The organism is Acinetobacter sp. SW-226, assembly GCF_055632855.1.
In genome coordinates, this window is record NZ_JBVNBD010000003.1 from 16,201 (window position 1) to 37,277 (window position 21,077).

The 21,077-nt window shown below is 36.6% G+C and carries 12 protein-coding genes and 8 pseudogenes; 13 read left to right on the plus strand and 7 right to left on the minus strand.

The genetic code is table 11. The features are described from left to right. Positions 1 to 37: 37 nt before the first annotated feature. From ACZ8ZH_RS19260 to ACZ8ZH_RS19275, 4 genes and pseudogenes are all read left to right on the plus strand, one after another. Positions 38 to 1,196: pseudogene (locus ACZ8ZH_RS19260) on the plus strand (IS3 family transposase). Between the two features lie 84 nt (positions 1,197 to 1,280). Continuing rightward, a complete protein-coding gene (locus ACZ8ZH_RS19265) occupies positions 1,281 to 3,236 on the plus strand; it encodes an alkyl/aryl-sulfatase (protein WP_470247961.1) in 1,956 nt (651 codons plus the stop codon). 306 nt (positions 3,237 to 3,542) lie between these two features. Beyond that, positions 3,543 to 4,160, plus strand: a complete 618-nt coding sequence (locus ACZ8ZH_RS19270) for a TetR/AcrR family transcriptional regulator (RefSeq protein ID WP_004986924.1) — start codon at positions 3,543 to 3,545, stop codon at positions 4,158 to 4,160. 166 nt (positions 4,161 to 4,326) lie between these two features. Continuing rightward, positions 4,327 to 5,533: pseudogene (locus ACZ8ZH_RS19275) on the plus strand (IS3 family transposase). Here the strand turns inward: ACZ8ZH_RS19275 and ACZ8ZH_RS19280 are convergent. Beyond that, positions 5,463 to 6,047: pseudogene (locus tag ACZ8ZH_RS19280) on the minus strand (transposase); the annotation flags it as partial. The pseudogenes ACZ8ZH_RS19275 and ACZ8ZH_RS19280 overlap by 71 nt on opposite strands. Before the next feature lie 83 nt (positions 6,048 to 6,130). On the opposite strand from ACZ8ZH_RS19280, the pseudogene ACZ8ZH_RS19285 reads away from it, so the two are divergent. Continuing rightward, positions 6,131 to 6,843: pseudogene (locus ACZ8ZH_RS19285) on the plus strand (IS5 family transposase). A gap of 48 nt (positions 6,844 to 6,891) precedes the next feature. Here ACZ8ZH_RS19285 and ACZ8ZH_RS19290 read toward each other — a convergent pair. Next, positions 6,892 to 7,284, minus strand: a pseudogene (locus ACZ8ZH_RS19290) (IS110 family transposase); the annotation flags it as partial. Positions 7,285 to 7,634: 350 nt separating this feature from the next. Beyond that, positions 7,635 to 7,832: pseudogene (locus tag ACZ8ZH_RS19295) on the minus strand (IS4-like element ISAba33 family transposase); the annotation flags it as partial. Between the two features lie 49 nt (positions 7,833 to 7,881). Between ACZ8ZH_RS19295 and ACZ8ZH_RS19300 the strand changes: the two are divergent. Next, entirely contained in the window at positions 7,882 to 8,001 is a 120-nt protein-coding gene (locus ACZ8ZH_RS19300; RefSeq protein ID WP_470247962.1) for a transposase, read from the plus strand. 289 nt (positions 8,002 to 8,290) lie between these two features. On the opposite strand, the gene ACZ8ZH_RS19305 is transcribed toward ACZ8ZH_RS19300, so the two are convergent. Beyond that, positions 8,291 to 8,512, minus strand: a complete 222-nt coding sequence (locus ACZ8ZH_RS19305; protein WP_034602463.1) for a helix-turn-helix domain-containing protein — start codon at positions 8,510 to 8,512, stop codon at positions 8,291 to 8,293. A 195-nt stretch (positions 8,513 to 8,707) separates the two neighbouring features. Here ACZ8ZH_RS19305 and ACZ8ZH_RS19310 point away from each other — a divergent pair, with 195 nt between their 5' ends. After that, positions 8,708 to 8,959: a hypothetical protein gene (locus ACZ8ZH_RS19310; RefSeq protein ID WP_005155685.1), complete on the plus strand. Its 252-nt coding sequence runs from the start codon at positions 8,708 to 8,710 to the stop codon at positions 8,957 to 8,959. A gap of 440 nt (positions 8,960 to 9,399) precedes the next feature. Here the strand turns inward: ACZ8ZH_RS19310 and ACZ8ZH_RS19315 are convergent. Together ACZ8ZH_RS19315 and ACZ8ZH_RS19320 are read right to left on the minus strand one after the other, a co-directional pair. Further along, a pseudogene (locus ACZ8ZH_RS19315) lies at positions 9,400 to 10,595 on the minus strand (tyrosine-type recombinase/integrase). 394 nt (positions 10,596 to 10,989) lie between these two features. Next, positions 10,990 to 11,703, minus strand: coding sequence for a phosphoribosyltransferase (locus ACZ8ZH_RS19320; protein WP_001986287.1), 714 nt, complete (start codon positions 11,701 to 11,703; stop codon positions 10,990 to 10,992). 857 nt (positions 11,704 to 12,560) lie between these two features. Between ACZ8ZH_RS19320 and ACZ8ZH_RS19325 the strand changes: the two genes are divergently transcribed. The 6 genes from ACZ8ZH_RS19325 to ACZ8ZH_RS19350 all read left to right on the plus strand — a co-directional run bounded on the left by ACZ8ZH_RS19325 (position 12,561) and on the right by ACZ8ZH_RS19350 (position 17,548). Beyond that, positions 12,561 to 13,271 (plus strand): hypothetical protein, encoded by a 711-nt coding sequence (locus ACZ8ZH_RS19325; RefSeq protein WP_001052588.1) that lies wholly within the window; start codon positions 12,561 to 12,563, stop codon positions 13,269 to 13,271. A gap of 12 nt (positions 13,272 to 13,283) precedes the next feature. After that, entirely contained in the window at positions 13,284 to 14,390 is a 1,107-nt protein-coding gene (locus ACZ8ZH_RS19330; RefSeq protein ID WP_000482094.1) for an ImmA/IrrE family metallo-endopeptidase, read from the plus strand. A gap of 246 nt (positions 14,391 to 14,636) precedes the next feature. Beyond that, positions 14,637 to 15,278 carry an SOS response-associated peptidase gene (locus ACZ8ZH_RS19335; protein ID WP_002046584.1) on the plus strand — a complete coding sequence of 214 codons (642 nt, stop codon included), beginning with the start codon at positions 14,637 to 14,639 and terminating at the stop codon, positions 15,276 to 15,278. 110 nt (positions 15,279 to 15,388) lie between these two features. After that, positions 15,389 to 16,015, plus strand: a complete 627-nt coding sequence (locus ACZ8ZH_RS19340) for a LexA family protein (protein WP_000038641.1) — start codon at positions 15,389 to 15,391, stop codon at positions 16,013 to 16,015. Between the two features lie 14 nt (positions 16,016 to 16,029). Then, positions 16,030 to 17,325, plus strand: a complete 1,296-nt coding sequence (locus ACZ8ZH_RS19345) for a Y-family DNA polymerase (protein WP_287691793.1) — start codon at positions 16,030 to 16,032, stop codon at positions 17,323 to 17,325. Positions 17,326 to 17,329: 4 nt separating this feature from the next. Further along, positions 17,330 to 17,548 carry a hypothetical protein gene (locus ACZ8ZH_RS19350; RefSeq protein WP_000550047.1) on the plus strand — a complete coding sequence of 73 codons (219 nt, stop codon included), beginning with the start codon at positions 17,330 to 17,332 and terminating at the stop codon, positions 17,546 to 17,548. A gap of 327 nt (positions 17,549 to 17,875) precedes the next feature. Here ACZ8ZH_RS19350 and ACZ8ZH_RS19355 read toward each other — a convergent pair. Continuing rightward, a pseudogene (locus ACZ8ZH_RS19355) lies at positions 17,876 to 21,077 on the minus strand (tyrosine-type recombinase/integrase).

Consider the following 21,077-nt stretch of genomic DNA (forward strand, 5'->3'; position numbering starts at 1 on the left):
TATTCTGCTCCCCAAATGATGTTATAAACATCAATATATGGAGTATTTTATGGCACGTAGACCAAGAAGAAATCATTCAAACGACTTTAAGGCTAAGGTAGCACTTGCTGCGATCAAAGCAGAAAAAACACTTGCTGAATTGAGTTCTGAGTTTGATGTTCATCAAAACCAAATTATTGACTGGAAAAATCAATTGATCTCAGCTTCCTCGCAAGCTTTCGATCAATCAAAAGCTCCATCAGAACCCCCCATTGATCTTAAAAAGTTACATGCAAAAATCGGTGAGCAGGCATTAGAAATTGATTTTTTAGAAGGTGTGTTGAAGAAACTGGGCTGCTTCAACCCCAAAGTTAATCGCCGACTCACTTCTAGATTTCAGTATCTAAACAAGCTAAGTTACTGAAAGTCTCTCGTGGTTGTTATTATTATCGCCCAAAACCTGTGAGTGCATCAGATCTGAAGCTAATGCGGTGTATGGATGAGTTACATATGCAATACCCTTTTGCAGGTAGCCGGATGATGCGTGATTTGTTGAATCGTCAAGGACATCATATAGGACGACGTCATACACGTACTTTAATGAAGAAAATGGGTATTCAGGCGTTATATTGCAAACCAAATTTAAGCCAGGCTAATCAAGCTCACCGTAAATATCCATATCTGCTCAAAGGATTGGCTATTCAGCGCACTAATCAAGTGTGGTCTACTGATATAACGTATATCCCTATGGCAAAAGGCTTTGTTTATTTATGTGCTGTGATTGATTGGCATAGCCGCAAGGTACTTGCGCATAGGGTATCGATTAGTATGGAGGTGGATTTTTGTATTTCGGCATTAAATGAAGCGATTGAAAAATATGGATCACCTGAAATATTGAATACAGACCAAGGCAGTCAGTTCACCAGTGATGCATTTATTGATGTATTGAAATCAAATGGCATTCAAATCAGTATGGATGGTAAACTTGCGCAGTATACTGCTCATAGGTAGATAATGTGATGGTTGAACGATTATGGCGGAGCGTTAAATATGAAGAGGTGTATCTCAAAGCCTACAGCAATGTTTTGGATGCGAAGAAGCAATTAAACGCATATTTTGAATTTTATAATTTGAAACGACCTCATTCGAGTCTGGACAAAATGACTCCAGATGAGTTTTACTATGACCAGCTACCACAACAAAATAAGGTAGCTTAACTAGAGCAGAGTATCACTTATAAATAAGCTTTTAGTTGTTCAAACATGTGGGACCACCTCTATATTTTGAAAAAAGGAATGACAATGAAAATTAAATTTTTAACAGTCTCATTGATGTTTATTTTGCCATTTTCTGTTTTGGCAGCAAATGGGCAAGTCGAAAAAGCGGTCATTGAATCAAATAATGCGTATAAAACGAAATATAATTTAGACGATATGACTGAGTTTAATCATGCGCAAAAAGGTTTTATTGCTAAGCCAACCGGTCAAATTAAAAGTGAGAAAGGCAATGTGATCTGGGATTTTGATGCATTTAATTTTTTAAATGATCCAGCACCAAATACTGTTAATCCTGCGCTATGGCGACAAGCAAAGCTAAACAACAATGTTGGGCTATTTAAAGTAACAGATCGAGTTTGGCAAATTCGTGGTTTTGATTTGGCAAATATGACCATCATTCAGGGTGATACTGGCTGGATTATTGTGGATACATTAACCTCTAAAGAAACGGCTGAAGCAGCACTTAAATTTGCTAGACAGCATTTAGGTGAGCAAAAAATTTCAGCCATTATCTTTACCCATAGCCATATCGATCATTTTGGTGGTGCATTAGGCGTTCTTTCTAGCGAAGAAATTAACGCTAGAAAAACTCCAATTATTGCGCCAAAAGGCTTTATGGAAGAAGCGACCAGTGAAAATGTGATGGCAGGTTCAGCCATGATACGTCGTGCGACTTATATGTATGGAACTTTTCTACCTAAAAATGCGGAAGGATTGGTGGATACAGGTTTAGGTAAGGCTGTTGCTGTGGGAAAAATGGGCATCCTTGAGCCTACACAACTGATCACTCAACCAGAACAGAAAATGACGGTTGATGGCTTGGATTTTGTGTTTTATAACGTGCCGGGTTCAGAAGCACCAGCAGAATTAACGTTCTCTATCCCATCATTGAAACTTTATAACGGCGCAGAAATTCTATCTCATACCATGCATAATCTTTATACCCTTCGGGGTGCTAAAGTCCGTGATGCCTTAAAATGGGTGGGCTATCTAGACCAAGCAATGCAGCATGCCAAAGCATCCGATGTATTGATTGCACAGCATCATTGGCCTGTCTGGGGCAATGACAATATTCAAGATTTTATTAAAACCCAGCGAGATGTTTATAAGTTCACGCATGATCAGACGGTGAGATATATGAACTCTGGTTTTAATGGCGCTGAAATTGCCGAAAAAATTAAGCTTCCAGCGGCACTTGATCAAAAACTATATGCTCATGGCTATTATGGAACCCTAAAACATAATGTAAAAGCAGTATACCAATATTATATGGGATGGTTCGATGCCCATCCTTCCAATTTAGATCCATTACCCCCTAAAGCTGTTGCAAAAAAATATATTGAGTTAGCAGGTGGGGAGAACAATGCATTGAAAAATGCGCGGGATGCCTACGCTCAAGCTGACTATAGATGGGCTGCCGAGATTTTAAAACATATTGTGTTGAATAACCCTCAAAACCAACAAGCAAAAGACTTATTGGCGAATACTTATCGTCAATTGGGCTATGCTGCTGAGGCTTCAACTTGGCGTAATTTCTTTTTGGTGGGCGCTCAAGAGCTACAAAATAATGTACCCCTACAAAATACTTCTGATCCGAGTGATTTATTGATTCATACACCAACTGAAAGATTTCTTGAAGCTATGGCGACAAATTTAGATGTGGAAAATTTAAAAAATGAAAACCAGTGTATCAATCTGGTTTTGTCGGATACCAAAGAGCATTTTTCATTATGGGTTGAAAACTCAGTCATGCAGTTTAAGCGTTATGATGAAAGTAAAGATTTGGCATTGGATTGCCCTACATTAACCTTAACCAAGCCCTTATATCTAAAAATGATTACAGGTCAAATAGAAGGGGTAAAAGTCCTGCTTTCTAAAGACAGTAAAGTCAAAGGTAATCCACTGAAAATTGGAAAATTCTTTGCAATGTTTAAACGTCCAGATTCAATTTTCCCGATTGTGACTCGACCAAATGGTTAGGGGGGAAATAACGAAACTTAAATGTGTAGGCTTAGATCAATAGCACAGAATAAAATGGGAGAACTTATAGACTCAGTTCTCCCATTTTTTATATCAGTATTAAAAAATATTTAGACATTTTAAGTAGGTCTATTTTCATTAGAGAATTTAAAAGAACAAGTCTCTTTATCAGCTAAAATATTATTTGGTATGACTGAACTAGGATTATATCCACATTGATGTATTCGGGAACTCGTATTAGCTTGAATTGTGAATTAGATAAGGCTCATCTATAATTAAATTCTTGCGTGTAGAAAATAGAGAAGTATGTCATCACAATCTCAAGTCGCTTCTACTCAGGTGACAAAAAGGCAAACCAAGCCAGCAGAAGTCCGAATTGATGAGCTGATGAATGCTGCACAAACGCTTTTTTTAGCAAAAGGCGTTGAAGCCACCACGATTAGTGAAATTATTGCCAGTGTGGGCGTTGCTAAAGGGACCTTTTATCATTACTTTGAATCGAAACAGCATATTGTTGAAGCCTTAAAAAAACGTTATATCGATTTTTTTATCGCGGCCTTAGACACAGCTGTTGCAACATGTGATGCTGAAGATTGGGTCAGTCAATTTAAGGTTTGGATCTCTGCCAATATACAAACCTATCTCGAAAGCTATGCTATACATGATATTGTTTTTGGTGCACATCACCATGAACGAAAAAATAATGAAAAAAATATGATATTGGAACAACTGCTGCAAATCTTAAATGGAGGGCAGCAGGCGGATATTTGGCATTTAGAACAGCCAAGATTAACCGCTTTGTTGATTTATTCAGGTGTACATGGGGTTGCAGATGAAGCAATTGCCAATCAACTACAAGATAGCACAGATTTTTCTCAACAAATTGCGCTGCAATATTTAAAAATGCTCCATCATGATGGCTGACTTTCACTATGACCTTGAATCATATAAATCGCTTCTCGTCTGATATTCTTTTATTATCAATTTTAATTAGAACCCTAAACGATGCATTTTAGAGGTGGATCAGGAAATTTGAACAACACTTATAAGTGATATTTTGCTCCCCAAATGATGTTATAAACATCAATATATGGAGTATTTTATGGCACGTAGACCAAGAAGAAATCATTCAAATGATTTTAAAGCTAAGGTAGCACTTGCTGCGATTAAAGCAGAAAAAACACTTGCTGAATTGAGTGCTGAATTTGATGTTCATCAAAACCAAATTATCGACTGGAAAAATCAACTGATTTCAGCTTCCTCGCAAGCTTTCGATCAATCAAAAGCTCCAACAGAACCACCCATCGATCTAAAAAAACTACATGCAAAAATCGGTGAGCAGGCATTAGAAATTGATTTTTTAGAAGGTGTGTTGAAGAAACTGGGCCGCTTCAACCACAAAAGTTAATCGATGACTCACTTCAGATTTCAGTATCTAAGCAAGCTCAGCTGCTGAAAGTCTCCCGTGGTTGTTATTACTATCGCCCAAAACCTGTGAGTGCATCAGATCTGAAGCTAATGCGGTGTATGGATGAGTTACATATGCAATACCCTTTTGCAGGTAGCCGGATGATGCGTGATTTGTTGAATCGTCAAGGACATCATATAGGACGACGTCATACACGTACTTTAATGAAGAAAATGGGTATTCAGGCGTTATATTGCAAACCAAATTTAAGCCAGGCTAATCAAGCTCACCGTAAATATCCATATCTGCTCAAAGGATTGGCTATTCAGCGCACTAATCAAGTGTGGTCTACTGATATAACGTATATCCCTATGGCAAAAGGCTTTGTTTATTTATGTGCTGTGATTGATTGGCATAGCCGCAAGGTACTTGCGCATAGGGTATCGATTAGTATGGAGGTGGATTTTTGTATTTCGGCATTAAATGAAGCGATTGAAAAATATGGATCACCTGAAATATTGAATACAGACCAAGGCAGTCAGTTCACCAGTGATGCATTTATTGATGTATTGAAATCAAATGGCATTCAAATCAGTATGGATGGTAAACTTGCGCAGTATACTGCTCATAGGTAGATAATGTGATGGTTGAACGATTATGGCGGAGCGTTAAATATGAAGAGGTGTATCTCAAAGCTTATAGCAGTGTCACAGATGCGAAAAAGCAATTGAGTGCATATTTTGAGTTTTATAATTTGAAACGACCTCATTCGAGTCTAGATATGAGATACCGTCTTGGTAGTCAATCAGGCTTTGAGATTATTCGACCAATAAATAATCTCTTTGATAGGCAGTCTGATGTTTTAAAACGCCATAACACAGATGTATAAGCTTGCGCATTGCAGCACCTAAAGCACACATTTTATTTTTACCCTGGCTTAATAATCGTTGATATAAAGCTTCAATGTGTGGATTATATTTAATCGCTGTTAATGCTGACATATACAATACTGAGCGTATTTTACTGTCACCTGCTTTTGATAAGTGACTTTGCTTGTTGACTGAACTGCCAGACAACTGATGTACTGGAACCAAACCTACATATGCAGCAGCTTGACTTGCTTTTTCAAACTTGTGTGAATGAAATAACCCCAACAGTAATAAGCCTGATCGTTCACCAATTGAAGGAATAGTTTGCAGTAATTTCAAATCCTGTTTCAATGTTGGATCTTGATCTATGTGATTATTTATTAACTTATCAATATGTTCAAGTTGCTGATTTAAATACTCAATATTCTCTTCAAGTAATTTAATCACAACAACGGAGGTATGAGTGGACTGCGCCTTTTCAAGTCGATTCTTTTCCTGCAATAGACTACCTAGATAGACATCTCGTCTGCCTAGGGCTTGTTGAGAATTAACAAAGGGTAGTGATTAATTTATAATAGTACTATGGATAGATACTTACTGATGCCCAATGGGCAAAAATGGAACCTTTTTGCCTAGGTAAAGTGACCGATCGAGGTCGTAGTGGAAAAGATAATCGATTATTTTTAGAAGCAGTCCTCTGGATTGCCCGTACAGGCAGTCCATGGCGTGATCTACCTCCTCATTTTGGTAAATGGAATACCGTCTTTAAAAGATACCGTGATTGGGTGAAAGCTGGTGTATTTGAAACTATTTTTGCATCTGTAAATGAAGATGTTGATTTGGAATACGCCATGATTGATGGAACGATTGTTAAAGTTCATCGACATGGGCAAGGTGCAAAAGGGGGACTTTCAAACAGTCTATAGGTAAATCTCGAGGTGGAATGACCTGTAAAATTCTTGCCTTAGTGGATAGTCTAGGCAACCTCATTAAGTTTCGATTAATGCCTGGTCAATATCACGATTTAGTAGAAACCAAACCTTTAATCGAAGATGTTGATTTTCAGGCATTACTAGCGGATAAAGCATTTGATGCAGATTGGCTCATCCAAGAACTCAATGAACGTAAAGTGAAAGTGGTGATCCCACCTAAATCTAATCGAAAAGTAATGAGAGCATTTGATACGATTATGTATAAATGGCGTCATCTCATTGAAAACTATTTCTGTAAGTTAAAAGAATTTAAACGTATAGCGATGCGTAGTTGTAAAACAGATACGAGTTTTGAAGCCATGATTCAATTGTGCGCGAGTTTAATTAACTCTCGGTAATTCTCAACAGACCCTAGTAAAGCTTTTAATAATCTGACATTAATCTGACATTAATCTGACATTTTCAGGTTCAGGCTGCCATATGATTAACTTTGCGGTGTAACCATAACGTGAAAGAGCTTCACTATCAGCTTTATCCGTTTTATTTAGCATGGACATGCCTTTGGCAAAGGCTCTTACTCGTGAAGGATTAGCCACACAAACCTTTACACCTGCATCATATAGATAATATCCCAAATTCTCATGATAAACCGAAGTCGCTTCCATGATTGCTGTCACTTGATCAGGTTCAATTTTAAGAGTGATTAGCCATTTGAGCAGACTGCCAAAGCCACTTTCTGTATTAGTAAATATTTTATTTTTTCTTTTTCCAGTCAAACCTTGAGGGAAAATGCAAAAATCTATTTTGGTTTTACTGACATCAATACCTAGCATAATCATGGTGATATTCCTTGAGTTTAAGCTATGTTTTTTATCCCATTAACCATCATCTTACCTTGTGAATACAGCATCAAAGTGCTTAGTTACCGTTCAGAGTTGTATGAGGGATAAGGGCAAATTGTAGGTTTTATCTCAGGTTCAAATTTAAGATTTTAGCAGCACTTCAAACTCTACAATTTGCGTATAGTGGTAGCTAATCACTATATCAATCAAGATACAAGAAGCACTGCTTCGCAAGGCTAAATGAGTTTTACTATGATCAGCTACCCCAACAAAACAAGGTGGCTTAACTAAAGCGGAATATCACTTATAAATACGCTTTTAGTTGTTCAAACAAGTGGGACCACCTCTGTTCTATCCAAAGTTAATTGGACTTTATCGAATGAAAATATATTGAAAATTAACTGAGAAATTTGACGATAATCGAAATACTGATCTGCAAAGAAGCGTTGTATACGTCGATAAAATGATTGTGGTAAGCACCTGATGGGTAAGGCTTTAGATGCAGAAGAAAGATTACATGTCTGTTTTACAATTAATGCCAACTCAGTGTAAAACATTTTATTACCTAAGTTGAAAGAAAGCAGTGTTTTGATTATGGACAATGCGACCTTTCACAAAGGGAAAAGACTTCAGGAGTTGGTACGTTGTGCAGGCCATTACATTGTGTGGCTTCCTAGATATAGTCCAGATTTAAATCCAATAGAAAATATGTAGTCGCGAGTCAAGGCGATTCGAAATAAGTTTAGAGTTAAAGATATTGATAAATTATTTAAAGATTACTGTAATGATTTATTTGGTATTTAGCTATACATGTGACTTGTTCCACTTTAGAGATTTGTTTAAGATGAGATGTAACTCATTGAAATGTGTCATCATATTCCTCGTCAGAAAACAAGTATTATGCCATTATTTTAATGAGTTATCTTTTTTTGTCGTGTACAAAGTTATATTTTATAAACTCAGCATGAGACCAGTCGAGTAAACTTATCAAACGAAGTATTCATTAATTCTGCTCTTCAAGAGCATCTACATACTCAAACAAGTCACTCATCGTACAGTTAAAGTATTTACATAACTTATCAGCGACTGGTAATTCAATACGTACAGCACGGTCATAATACATACTTGTGAGCGTATTACGATTGATACCTGTTGCGTGCACCACCTCACTTAATTTTAAAATTTTTCTATCGCCCATGAGCCTAGATAACTTACAAGTAATCATATTTAAATTAACTTACAAAAAAATAACTTGCTGTGGGTTATTTTAAGTTGTTGCATGAGTAATACTTTGCTAAAATTAACCTACAGCAGGTTATTACAACTTATAGAAAGTATATTTTATCCATTTCAAATAAATTATAACTTTTTAAATATAAGGATTGAACCTGCATTAGATTATTTTGTGGAGATGACCGCCGTGCTACCGAATGAGTTATTGATCAGCCAGCAAGCTCGTGACTTAGGAAACCAATTAATTAAAGAAATGAACATCAATAGAAGTTACGGAATGGCTAATTTTCTTGGAGTAAATACTTGCTATGATAATCATCAGGCTGTACTTATTTGGACATTTCAACTTCTTGAAAGGAAACCTACCTTAAACGAATTAGCAGAAATTAAAAAATATTTTCTTTTAATCTTTCCAGATAGTGTTTATCAATTAGCCTAAGTTGTTTTTAAAAATTAGACCTCTTGCGAAAGTAAAAACCAGCTCAATATAAATTTCATGAGATATCAGAAATTAAATCGTTTGTTCAGATTCTGAATTCAAACGCTTGGTTGGTGTACCTCGACAAGTTTTTACTGAAATGGTAGATGTTTTAGAAAAAGCAGAATCACTCAAAAAGAAATCAGGCCGTCCTCATACTTTAGATATATAGAATCAGTTGTTATTAACTCTCAATTATAGTCAAACCGCTTAATTACTCATACACTCGTTAAAGAAACGACTAAAAAGCTTATCTATTGAGTTAACCAACCATTTTTTCCTTTTTGCTTTCACCCATGCCCACATTTTTTTCAATAGGATTAAGGTTAGGACAGAGGTGGTAACCAAAGTATTTGATGCCCATGTTGGAGAGTTTTTCTATATAAAAGTATGATAATCACCTAGCCATTACTTAAATAATCACCCCACCACTGCATCATTTCAGTCCGCTGGGCTAAATAGTCAGCGTGATTATAGCTGGCACGGGTACGGTTCTTATCAATATGTGAAAGTTGTGCCTCAATCCAGTTATCCTGGAACAAACCTGAGTCATTCAAAATGGTACTAAAAGTGGAACGTAGTCCATGAGAGGATAATTGATGTTTTCCATAGCCCATCTTACGTATAGCCATATTTAATGTATTAAAATGAATCGGTTGATTATGTTTCCGTGGGCTAGCAAAAATGTACTTTTCACCGTATGACCATTGCATGACGTCTTTTAAAATATCTAAAGCCTGATCTGAAAGTGGAACTAAGAAGTCGGGAATCTCATGGCCTAATATGACTTTTCGTCGAAACTGTTTAATATGCAAGGCAGGTATTTTCCAGATTTTTTCATTTAAATCAAAATGATGAGGCTCAGCCAATAACAATTCAGCCCCTCGCACGCCAGTATGTAATTTGAACAGCAGTGCTTTTTTAATAATCGGATGGGCATCCAATTTTAATAAATTTTTCTTAAAATCTGATATATCCTCCGCTTTCAAATACGGATAATTCTTCTTGATTTTACTGTTAATGGCGATTTTATTTAAACCATGCGCGATGTTGAATTCACAATAACCCATCGCTACAGCGTAGTCATAAATTTGGTTCAAATAACTACAAGCTTTCTTGACAGGTTCTTTTACTTGGCGTCCCTCTATTTTTTTGATTACTGAAACCAGGTCATAACGCTTGATGTTTTGAAAAGGTAAATCCTGAAGGTCTGGATAAATATCTTGCTGTAAACATCTTTCTGCTAACTGTAGTACACCGCAGCGGGGTAAATCATTAAATGCATTCTTAAGTTTGAACTGTAGCCATTCCTCCCCTACTTTACGAAAAGTAATTACATTAGAAATAGTATCTTTTTCAAAACTAAAATTATTGTCTTTAAAATCATCTCTGACTTGTCGTGCCTTTTTCAGTGATAAATCAGGATAAAGTCCTAACTGAATGCGGCGACGTTTTTTTATTTGTGGATCTGTATAGCGATAGCACCAAGATTTTCTTCCATTCGGCTCAATCTTCAGGCTAAGTCCATCTTCATCAGATAAAAACAAGTTTTTTCCTTGCAATGAGCTTGGCGAACTTTAATTTCAGTAAGACTCATGGAATTTAAATGAAACCTAATAAGGGGTTGATTGGATCAATTATATCAAAATAGAAAGCTTTATATATGATGCGTATGATACGCATCATATAGATTTGTAAAATATTGTTTTATATCTTTATTATTAATATAAATCTGTAACTAGTAACCAGTTTAAGTACCACTTCTACTTTTAGTTCCCAACAACTCACTTTTTCTGTAATCAATGTTAAATAAGTCTTGTGCTTTAAGTTCTTAGATGACCTCCTCTACCCTTTATTATCATTTTTATAAAAGTAACTATATGTATCTCATTAAAATTTGTAGAGCTCAAAAACAAAAAAGACCGCTATATAGCAGTCTTTTAACTTAATTAAATAATAATTAATTCATTTTCATCATAAGTGCATAAGCATCACGTTTGTTTTGACGCAATGATTCTATCTCGGACTTCGTCAGCTGTTTTACGAGAGTTGAGGATATACTTTGCTTCCCACTCTGTGAGCCTTTCGAAATCGTACCCGTAAATCGATTTCCACCATGCTTCAAGATTACCATATACATCCCTCAATTGCTGAAGAGTTTCTTTACTTAGAGCTAATTGTGATGAGTATTGTTTACCCGTCAGTGCATATGCTCCAATAACTTTATTCGTCCCAGTTGTTTCAATATGACCTTTTAATGCTGCAAAAGTACCACCTTGGGTCTGGGTATCATCAACAATAATAACACATTTATCATTGTTTATTGTCCCATCAAATGCTGGTGGGTTGGCTAATCTATGCCACCCATCACCGCCAGTTCTTGATACTTTTATAGCTTGAACTATATTCGTATCAACTTCAAGCCCAAGTTTCTTTGCTATAACTGCTGAAGTAGCTAAAGGAATCATATTACGACCGACTGCTTCCTCAGCATGTACAGGTACTATAATAGTTTCCCGACCATCGATAATTCTTTCTAGTTCAGCAATCGCCTCATCCGAAACTAAATCTTTAGCTAAAATATACGCACTTTCAACATCCCCTGCTTTAGCAGCTTCATACATGTAATGAGAGGTTGCATCTCCAAGACCACGGTCAATAACCGTTTTAGGAAACATATTCCAATCTGTGCGATATAACTTCATATTTTTAAATAAGTTTTAATGATGGCTAGCATTAAATTTTACACTAAATTTACCGCTAGCATCTCTTGGATATTATTTTTCGTATCAGGCAGCACTCTCAAAAGCCGTTTGTTTGGACAGTCCCCATGATCATACACGAGGCAGCTTCAAATACTTATGGGCCCATCCTATCCAGTTGTATCTTCTTGCATCACATGAATATTGTATACTCATTTTGACTACTTGAAAATTATGGAACAACGTCAATAAAAACAATAACTCTAGAGTCTTTAGTCGACATTCCTAAAAAGGTAAATTCAACATTTCTTTCCATATCATTTCTTTGTGTCTCTGGATGAACAAAAGAAACATAGCTTATTTCAAAGAATCGGGCTAGGGTTTTTATGCCAATGATTTTGTTCTCTTCATTAGCAATTAAAACATCTAATTCCAGATCAAACTCTTCTAATTATTTAATTAAATCTTTAACTTTCATTTTACTATCAACCTCTATGAATTATTTAAAAAATTAGCACAATGAAACTTGTGAAAAAAATGGATTTGAACAAAATTTTTTAGCAAAAAAAGCATAGCAACCAGAAAAATCTTTCCAGCAATCAACAAAAATATCCCCGTGTGCTTCCAGTTTACAACATTTTGACTACCACACTGCCCACAGTAGTAATAATAGCCTTTGATACGGCCACCGCATTCAGGACAATTTTTATGATTAATTAATAAGTTACTCAACGTCTCTTCTCCAAAATTCTTATTATCAAGTTGTAAGTGAAGATAGCACACATTTATAAAAATGTCTTTTTTAAAACATCAAAAGATGTTATAAAAAAGACATTCGCTACTTTAGGATAACTTTTAAGATGAATTTAAATCTCCTTGATGAAGAATCAATCCAACCTTCTGAACCCACGCCATGTGATTTTTTCAAAGGTGAAAATGCTATCAAAAAAGCTAAACAGTTAGGATTACCTGATCTCGAGTTAGTCAGAAACGCAATTATGATCGGTGATGCTGACTATAGAACAAATACTCACTATAACCGTGCACGCTTTATTGCACGATGGGGAAAAATTGGAGAACAGATTGCTTTACTGCTTCGACAATCTGATCCTGCTTGGATATTCCACAATGACAGCCAGCCAAGAATTGAGAATACAGTAAAGAAAATACAAATTATCTTTATGAGCGGGAATATTGCATTGGGGTTAGCTGATCAAGTTGTATCAGCACACTGTGAAAAAGGATTAATGACATTAAATAATATTAAGGAGAATCAGTCTGCTTATGATGATGAGACAAAATTGAGAACATGGATTTTATACTTTCCTTCAGCATCACATCCAGCCTATAAAGACATTGATATCCCAAATATTCCTTTTGAATTTGCATACCCAACTAGCTTCGTACAGGACTTAAAAGCGAAAAAAATTTCAATTTTACCAAGTGACCATACTTGCAGAATTGCATTTGAAATAGATAATACAGTTCCTGTAAAAACTGATCCTAAGCCAGTATTGGAACCATCTAATGAAATTAAACCAGATGATTTTGATATTCAGCTTGTAGTTTAATCTGAGGTTAATGTGTTTAATAAAGATCGTTTACGTATTGCTAAAGAATTACGAGGACTTAGCAATACCGATTTCGCAGAAAAATTGAGTTGCTCTATCTCTAAGGTAAAGCAACTTTTAGACGTGGATAAAGAAATCAATGAAAATGATCAAGATGATATATGCCGTGTATTAAATTTACCCAAGTCATTCTTTGCAGGTAATGACACACAACCACATGAAACAGACCAAATCTTCTATAGATCGGTTGCTCGTATTAAAGCACAGCATAGAAAAGCTAATGAGGCATATACTCTTTTAGCAATAAATATTAACAAGTACTTAAATCAGAAAGTAAAGTTACCTACTTTTCACCGTCCTGATTTAGATATTACTGAGTTTTTGGGTGAATCTAAGTATGCCGATCACCTAGCGTCAGAGTTGAGAGGTTTATGGGCTTTAGGTAATCAACCTATTAATAACATTGTTTCGTTGTGTGAGCTAAAGGGAATCCGTGTCTTTAGATTACCGACTGAAATTCGAGAAATTGATGCACTATCTTTTTTTGATGATGAAAGTGGTAGCCCTTTCATATTTCTAAATACATTTAAGTCTGCCGAAAGAGCCCGCTTCGATTGTGCACACGAACTTGGTCATATCGTTATGCATACGCATAACAAAAAAATTCGTGTCGAGAAAGATAATCGTGTTCTCGAAACTGAAGCGGATCAATTTTCATCTGAATTTTTAATGCCAACAGATGCATTTCTTTCTACTGCTCCACGCTATTTTTCACTAGAAAATATGATTGAGTATAAAAAGATTTGGCGAACATCCCTGAAGGCTATTAACTATAAAGCTCACAAGCTGGGATTAGTTAGTGATTGGGTTAATCGTAGTAACTCTATAAAGATCAATTCGTTGGGCTACAACATTAATGAACCTGAAGAAACTCATCGAGATGAGAGTTTGATGTTGCCCAAAATTATCTCTGTTTTAGCCTCACAACCATCTTTTGATAAAAATAAAATGCTTGATGAAATTGGAATCTCTGAAGAAGATTTTAATCAATTAACATTTGATGCTTTAGCTAAAGTTGAGCCCCCGAAGAAAAAACATAAGTTATATATTGTCGAGTAATACAAACCTTCCTTAAAAATAATGCGCCTTACGGCGCACTATTTATGCAAAATCCTGATTAATTTTTTTATGACTTCACGCCCAACGTAGTTTTGCATCCCATAAGTCATACTTTAACTGAAAATGTAACTTGCCCCATCATGACTTTTTTCATATAGCCTACTTGAACTGACACCATAAATCCCATGTGTTCCATAAAGCATCGTATACAATTTCAGATAAATTCTTTAGTTATGTGATCAGGCTATGTGCTCAAATTACCTATTTCCAAATAAAAGAAATTTGACACTCTTAGGTGTCGATACAAGCCAGTTTGATCTTGAGCTTAAGGATCATGTATTCCCTTCCTATCATGCTCCAATCATTCTGAACGGCTCAGATCACTTAGAGCTTGATATTGCAAAGTTTGGATTACTACCGAGCTGGGCGAAAGAATTGAAGTTCAGCAGTCATACTTATAACGCCAGAACTGAGTCTGTAGCAGATAAGCCTAGCTTTCGACATGCTTGGAAGTACAGCAAGTTCTGCCTAGTCCCAGTACAAGAATTTTATGAGCCGAAATACATCAATGGCAAGCCACACTGGTACACCATCAAGCGTAAAGATGATCAGCCTTTTACTGTTGCAGGGATCTATGATGATGCAGTGATTAATGGCAATAAGGTACGTTCCTTTTCAATGTTGACCATCAATTCGGACCATCACCCTTTTATGAAACAATTCCATGCACCGAAGGATGAGAAGCGATCCATCATCGTTATTCCAGAACAGTACAGAAAAGACTGGCTAACAGCCGATCATGAACATGCGCATGAATATTTCTTTCAAATGCCCGATGAATTCGTCACATTTCCACGCGATGAGCAGAAACAAAACGTCTTATTCTGACGCATCCTTGTTTATCCACAACTTTTTAATTTGAATTTTAAACGCTGTTAGTAATATCGTATTTAAACAAATTCTACTTCCAAACACGCCTCGTAGCGTAGGAGTATCTCATGTCTAAGAAGTTGCCTATTTACTTCTCTGACGACGCATGGTCATCTTTACAAGAGCTCATGGGTCCAGAGGGTAAACCAAGTCCTACCATCAACACCGTGCTTGAACAAATCGCTGTTCAAAATGAGCTTGTTGAAAAATTAGGGCTTACTGCTGTCCTACCCAAATCCAAAGTATCTATTCCCGTCTCTTTAGAGCGTATTCCTGCAGGTCCGGCCTTCAGCACCAAGGATGAGCAAGACAAAGCACTCGATCTGAATGAGTTCCTGATTCACAACCCTATTTCTACTTTTATTGCCTATGTAGACAGTGAATCCATGCTCGATGCTGGCCTAGAGATTAATGATCCAATCATTATTGATCGCAGTATTGAAGCCAAGCATTACGATATCGTGGTTGCCCTGATTGATGACAATGCCTCGACCATTAAGCGGCTGATGATCACCAATAAGATGTCCAAGTCTGAAATCAAAGAAATATTTGGAGATGAAGATTATCCGCTTCCAGAACTTTGGTTGAAGGCTGAAAATTCGAATTACAATCACATCATTCCTGATGATAGTCAGACCATATCAATCTGGGGTGTGGTGACTTTTAATTTAAAGCGTATTTATCACCGCTCATAAAAAGAAGAATAACCATGCAAAGTGAAAATGAAATATTCGCGTTAGTCGACATGAATAATTGCTACGTCTCGTGTGAGCGTGTGTTTAATCCTGCCTTGAATGATCGCCCAACCATTGTGCTCAGCAACAATGACGGCTGTGCCGTGGCCAGAAGCCAGGAAGCGAAAGACTTAGGCATCAAGATGGGTGTTCCTGTATTCCAAATTAAAGAGCTGATCAAACAACATAACATTCAGGTGCTATCCAGTAATTTCTCCTTATATGGCGAAATGTCCAAGCGCTTTATGGAGCTGCTTGGGGACTATGTTGCACCAGGAGATCAAGAGGTCTATTCCATTGATGAATGCTTTCTGAAGCTCACAGCTTACGAGCATCTATTTGACCTGACTGTATATGCTCAAGACATGAGGGCTAAGGCTTGGCGTTGGTTAGGCCTACCCTGCTGTATTGGAATTGGTCGCTCTAAAACCGAAGCAAAGATTGCCAATCATCTCGCCAAGAAAAACAAGTTCTTCAATGGGGTCTGTAATCTGGCCCATATGGACCCATGCTCTACAGAAACGCTACTCGCGCAGGTTGATGTGTCTGAGGTTTGGGGCGTAGGCAGACAGAACTGTAAGAAGCTCAATACTATGGGTGTTCAATCTGTGCTGGATCTGATCAATGCCAATCCTAAAGAAATCAAAAAGCAGTTTAGTATCGTGATGGAAAAGACGGTGCTTGAGCTACAGGGCCTTTCTTGTATTGACCTTAGTGATGATACTGTAGCGAAGAAGCAAATCATCAGCAGCCGTTCATATGGCAACCCAGTGTATGAAATGGATGACATTAAAGCTTCGGTTCGGCTTTATGTGGCCAGAGCCGTGAAACGAATGCGGGAAGATGGCTCAATCTGCAAGATGATCGGCGTGTATATCCAAACCAGTCGCTTTGATAAGACAGAGCGCTACTCGCCTTACATCGTCGTTCAAATGCATGAGCATACGGATGATCTACTGCTCATCACCAAGGCCGCGATGAAAGGCATCGATCAGATATTTAAGAAAGGCTTTAAGTATAAAAAGGCGGGAATCGTGCTGCTCGAAATTACAGATCAATCCAAGTTTGTGCCCGATCTATTCACGGACTATTCACATAAGCAAGAGCGAGAAAGGCTTTCAGATGCCATCGAAGCCATCAGTGAACGGTTTGGGAAGAATCTCGTCACGCTAGGCATTGCCAACAATAAAGAAGCCACATGGCACATGAATCAAAACCTTAGATCACCTTCGTATTTAACCAAATGGTCTGACTTACCAAGAGTAGGATAAAAACATGCACTTATTTAAATTAACTGACGAACAACTCGCACAAATTCTTATCCCGAAACGATTTGTACCACCTACTCCACCTGAACATGAAGGCAAGAATATGGTCTATGTATTTGATAGTGAGGATAAGTTTGAACTGACTTATGATGAGCTGGTGGAAATCATTAGCAAAGCTAGAATGGCTGGTCCGAAGTTGATACCTGTCTTAGGCACCGTGAATTAAATTGTGCAGTGTTCGCACGCCACTTGAAACATAACTTGATTGGAAATGAATTTGGGCTGAGAAAAATTCAGTTCAAATTTAACCTGACGGGCACACTAAAAAATGGGTAATTGTCAGATCGAGTTTGGACTACAACACTTTAGCTCATCGATTTACCAAAGTGCTAATCTTTACACTATTGTCTAAAATCCAGTGACCAAATTGTGATGCTAAAGCTTTTAAATTCCCTTTATTATGAATCAAAGTTAGTATGATGCTTTTCATAAAGACAGTTTACTTATAACCAGAGAGATTTTTAAACAATTCCCCCTTTTCAGTTTGCTTAGGCTATTTGATCCAGAGTTCATCTTTTTGCATCATTTTTAACATTAAATTAAATATAACCAGCGGAGTAACATTTTTTTTGTTAGAGCCGACAACTCTTTGAAAACTAAATTTAACGGTTCGCTCAGGAGCATCCAAATTAACTGGGTAGTTTTGTTTTTCTAAATACAGATGATCTCCTAACATTGGCTCTATACCAGTAATAAAATTAACAATTTGTTGCTCATCACCTTTCATTCGGCATTGAAAATGTAGAAAATTCTTACGCAGTTTTCCAAATAATAATAATATTTTAAGCGCCTTAACCATGTTCTTTTCTTTCAGTGCATCTTGCTGCCTATCATCTTTATAATGAAAATCAAGGAGAGGAATTATTTCATCTGGACGAGTCAGTTTTTTAGCCTTTTCGTAAAGTTCATCAAACCAACTCTCTTCTAAATTCTTACTATAAACATAATTCGTTTTTAAATTAAATTTTTGGCGATCCATCCATTTAGTGCTCATCCATTGACATCGTTGCATCCATTCTTGAGCTTGGGTATCTTCGCTTAAACGACCTTCTCTAAAACTTATCAAACGTTGAAAAGGTGTCAGAGTACTCTTCTCTATACTAAACTTCTTTTCTTGTCGGCCAGCCATCGTAACTGGCTGTGTTTGCTGATAAGAATTAAACCATTTCTGCTGCTGAGTATAACGATTTAGGTTTATGTAGTCTGTACTTGACTTCACTGGACTAAAACACTGTTCTAATACTTTTTTTGAAATGATACACGGCGAATTATAAATTCGATCGACTGCTAATAAATCCAAAACATGAAGGTAATTTGAAGCCGTTTGCTCAATACTGCTATGCCCCATCCAAGAGGCGAGCACCTGCCATTTATGTTGAATAATCTCTTCTTGAGCACGTGCTTTCATACCAAACAATAAATCCCTCATCTTTTTTGCTTTTACCCAAGGACAATCTGTGTAGGTCTTGATCATTTCTTTTGAACCGAGCAAAGTTATTGCTAGATAGTTAGCAGCACTGTGGCGTAATGTATGAAAACTAAAGCCATGATGCATACCTAATATTTGACTAAACAAATCTACTGTAATTTTGCTGATACATTGATCAGTTAATACACGATGATTCACACTAAAAAGTAGATCATCCTGCTGATTAACCAAATATTGCTCATAACGATGTTGTATGTAACGTTGTACTACTAAAAACTCATGTTCTGACAATGCAATTTTCAATGGTATTTGACGATTCGCACTTCGCGTTTTCAGACGGCGATATGAATTGTCTTGGATATGAAGCGTGATATTATTAAAAACTGTATTTTCTTTTTCTTTATAAAGTAGCTCTGGGCAAATAATATCTTGTATTTTAAGACAACGAACTTCATTTAATCGAAGTCCAGTTCTATAACTTAGTAAATACATCAGCTTTAAACAACTCAGATGATCGACCCACTCTGATGCCGTTGGCTCTTGACTTAAATTTTCTAGTTTTTCCAATAATTTGCCAAATAGCAAAGGACTCACTAGCCGTGCATTGCAAATTTGTAAATGCTTAAAACTTGAATTCTGTAACACCAATACCCCTGGAGCATCATAATTCTCTATACAGAATTGATGAAAATCTTTTAGGCGACCAAAACGGTATTCTGCGCTTTGGTGCATCTTACGAGAGGTTTTTCCTTTCACCGAATCTCGTTGAACTGCTTTTTCATCACGTTCACTGCTGTATTTCAATAGCTGCCGATATAAATCCTCATAGTCATCTATGGATTGTTGCTTTAAATCTAATTTATTGAGCCAAATCTCAAATATAAATTCTTTGCCAAACGATCCTAAGTAGCTTTCAATAGTTGATAATTGAAGCCCTCGTTTTTTTAAATGCATTAACCAGTGAATTAAGCGTAGTTGAGCATCAATTAAAGACTTTTCCTCCGTATTAGCATCAACTATCTTCTCCTCTAACACCCTTCTAGTTTCTTGCCAAAAACGTAGCGTGCGTTCTTCTTTATTCCTCTTTTTATCTAAACGCTCAACTTTTTGACCTTTACGTTTCTTTTGACCAAACAACATCAACTCATACGGAATCGTTTGTAATTTGCTTTGAACAGTCGGAACTTCAGGAAGTAACTGCTCTTGTTCAAAATGAATAGGGCGATTATCTGGTTCTGTGACTTGATTGTAATCATTATTCCACAGCAATCTAAATTCGGATGGCCTTAAAGCAACAGTATTAATCTCTTGCTGAAGCACATTACTCAAAAATATATCTATGCTGAGGTTTGGATTAAATTCGAGTACCATTTGCACATCATTAAATGCACGAAATCCACGGCGTTTAATTTGATATTGCAGATCCCCAAGACTTTTTTTCCTGCCTATCTTACTCAAGCTTTCTAAAATACAATCTTCAACTGAATGTTGCAGACAAAATTCTTTCTGAGTAGCTTTCAACTTTTTTAAATATTGCAAAATGAACTGCGCATATGGGTTAAAAAAAACATGTTTCCATTGGTACAACTTTCCCTGTTCTACATCGTTGCCATATTGAGAGTTTTCAACACGATAATGTAGTAACAATGGATTAGTGATTTTTTTGTAGTCCGAATGGTATAACCGAAAACAATTCAGATCTGTACCAAGCTCAATGGCCTCCTGCAATTGCTTCTGAATAGCAATCAAATGCTGTTCATCTGCACAGCCTGAAATATATATAAAACTTAAGCATAAATTTCCCCATAAGTACTTTGGTTCATTCCAATATTCAAATGAATCTTGCCAATACTGCCTTAATTCCTTAAGTACATGGATATGTAGATGCCCCTGTTCTAACCGTGACTCTGTACTCTCAATTTTTCTAGGCAGTACGATCCGTTTAGTATGTGGATTTAGCTTAATTCTGTATGATTTTTTTATCTACATTCTGGTTGAATTGCTTCCTTCTTTTATTAAATTCATCTTCAGTAAATTGCATCAGTTTTGATTGTTCGTCTCGGCTCAACTTTTGACTCAAACAATCAACACTATCTTTAATGTCATGCCATTTTTCAGCGATCTGCTGATCAAGTTTTTGCTGCATTTCTTTCGTCAATACTTCAGGTGGAGAAGGCTGTCTATCTAGCGACTTTTTCACCATTTTATGAATATCAACAAATAGATCATCTAGTTGTGGTTTTATTAGTTCTTTGATTTTTTGCAT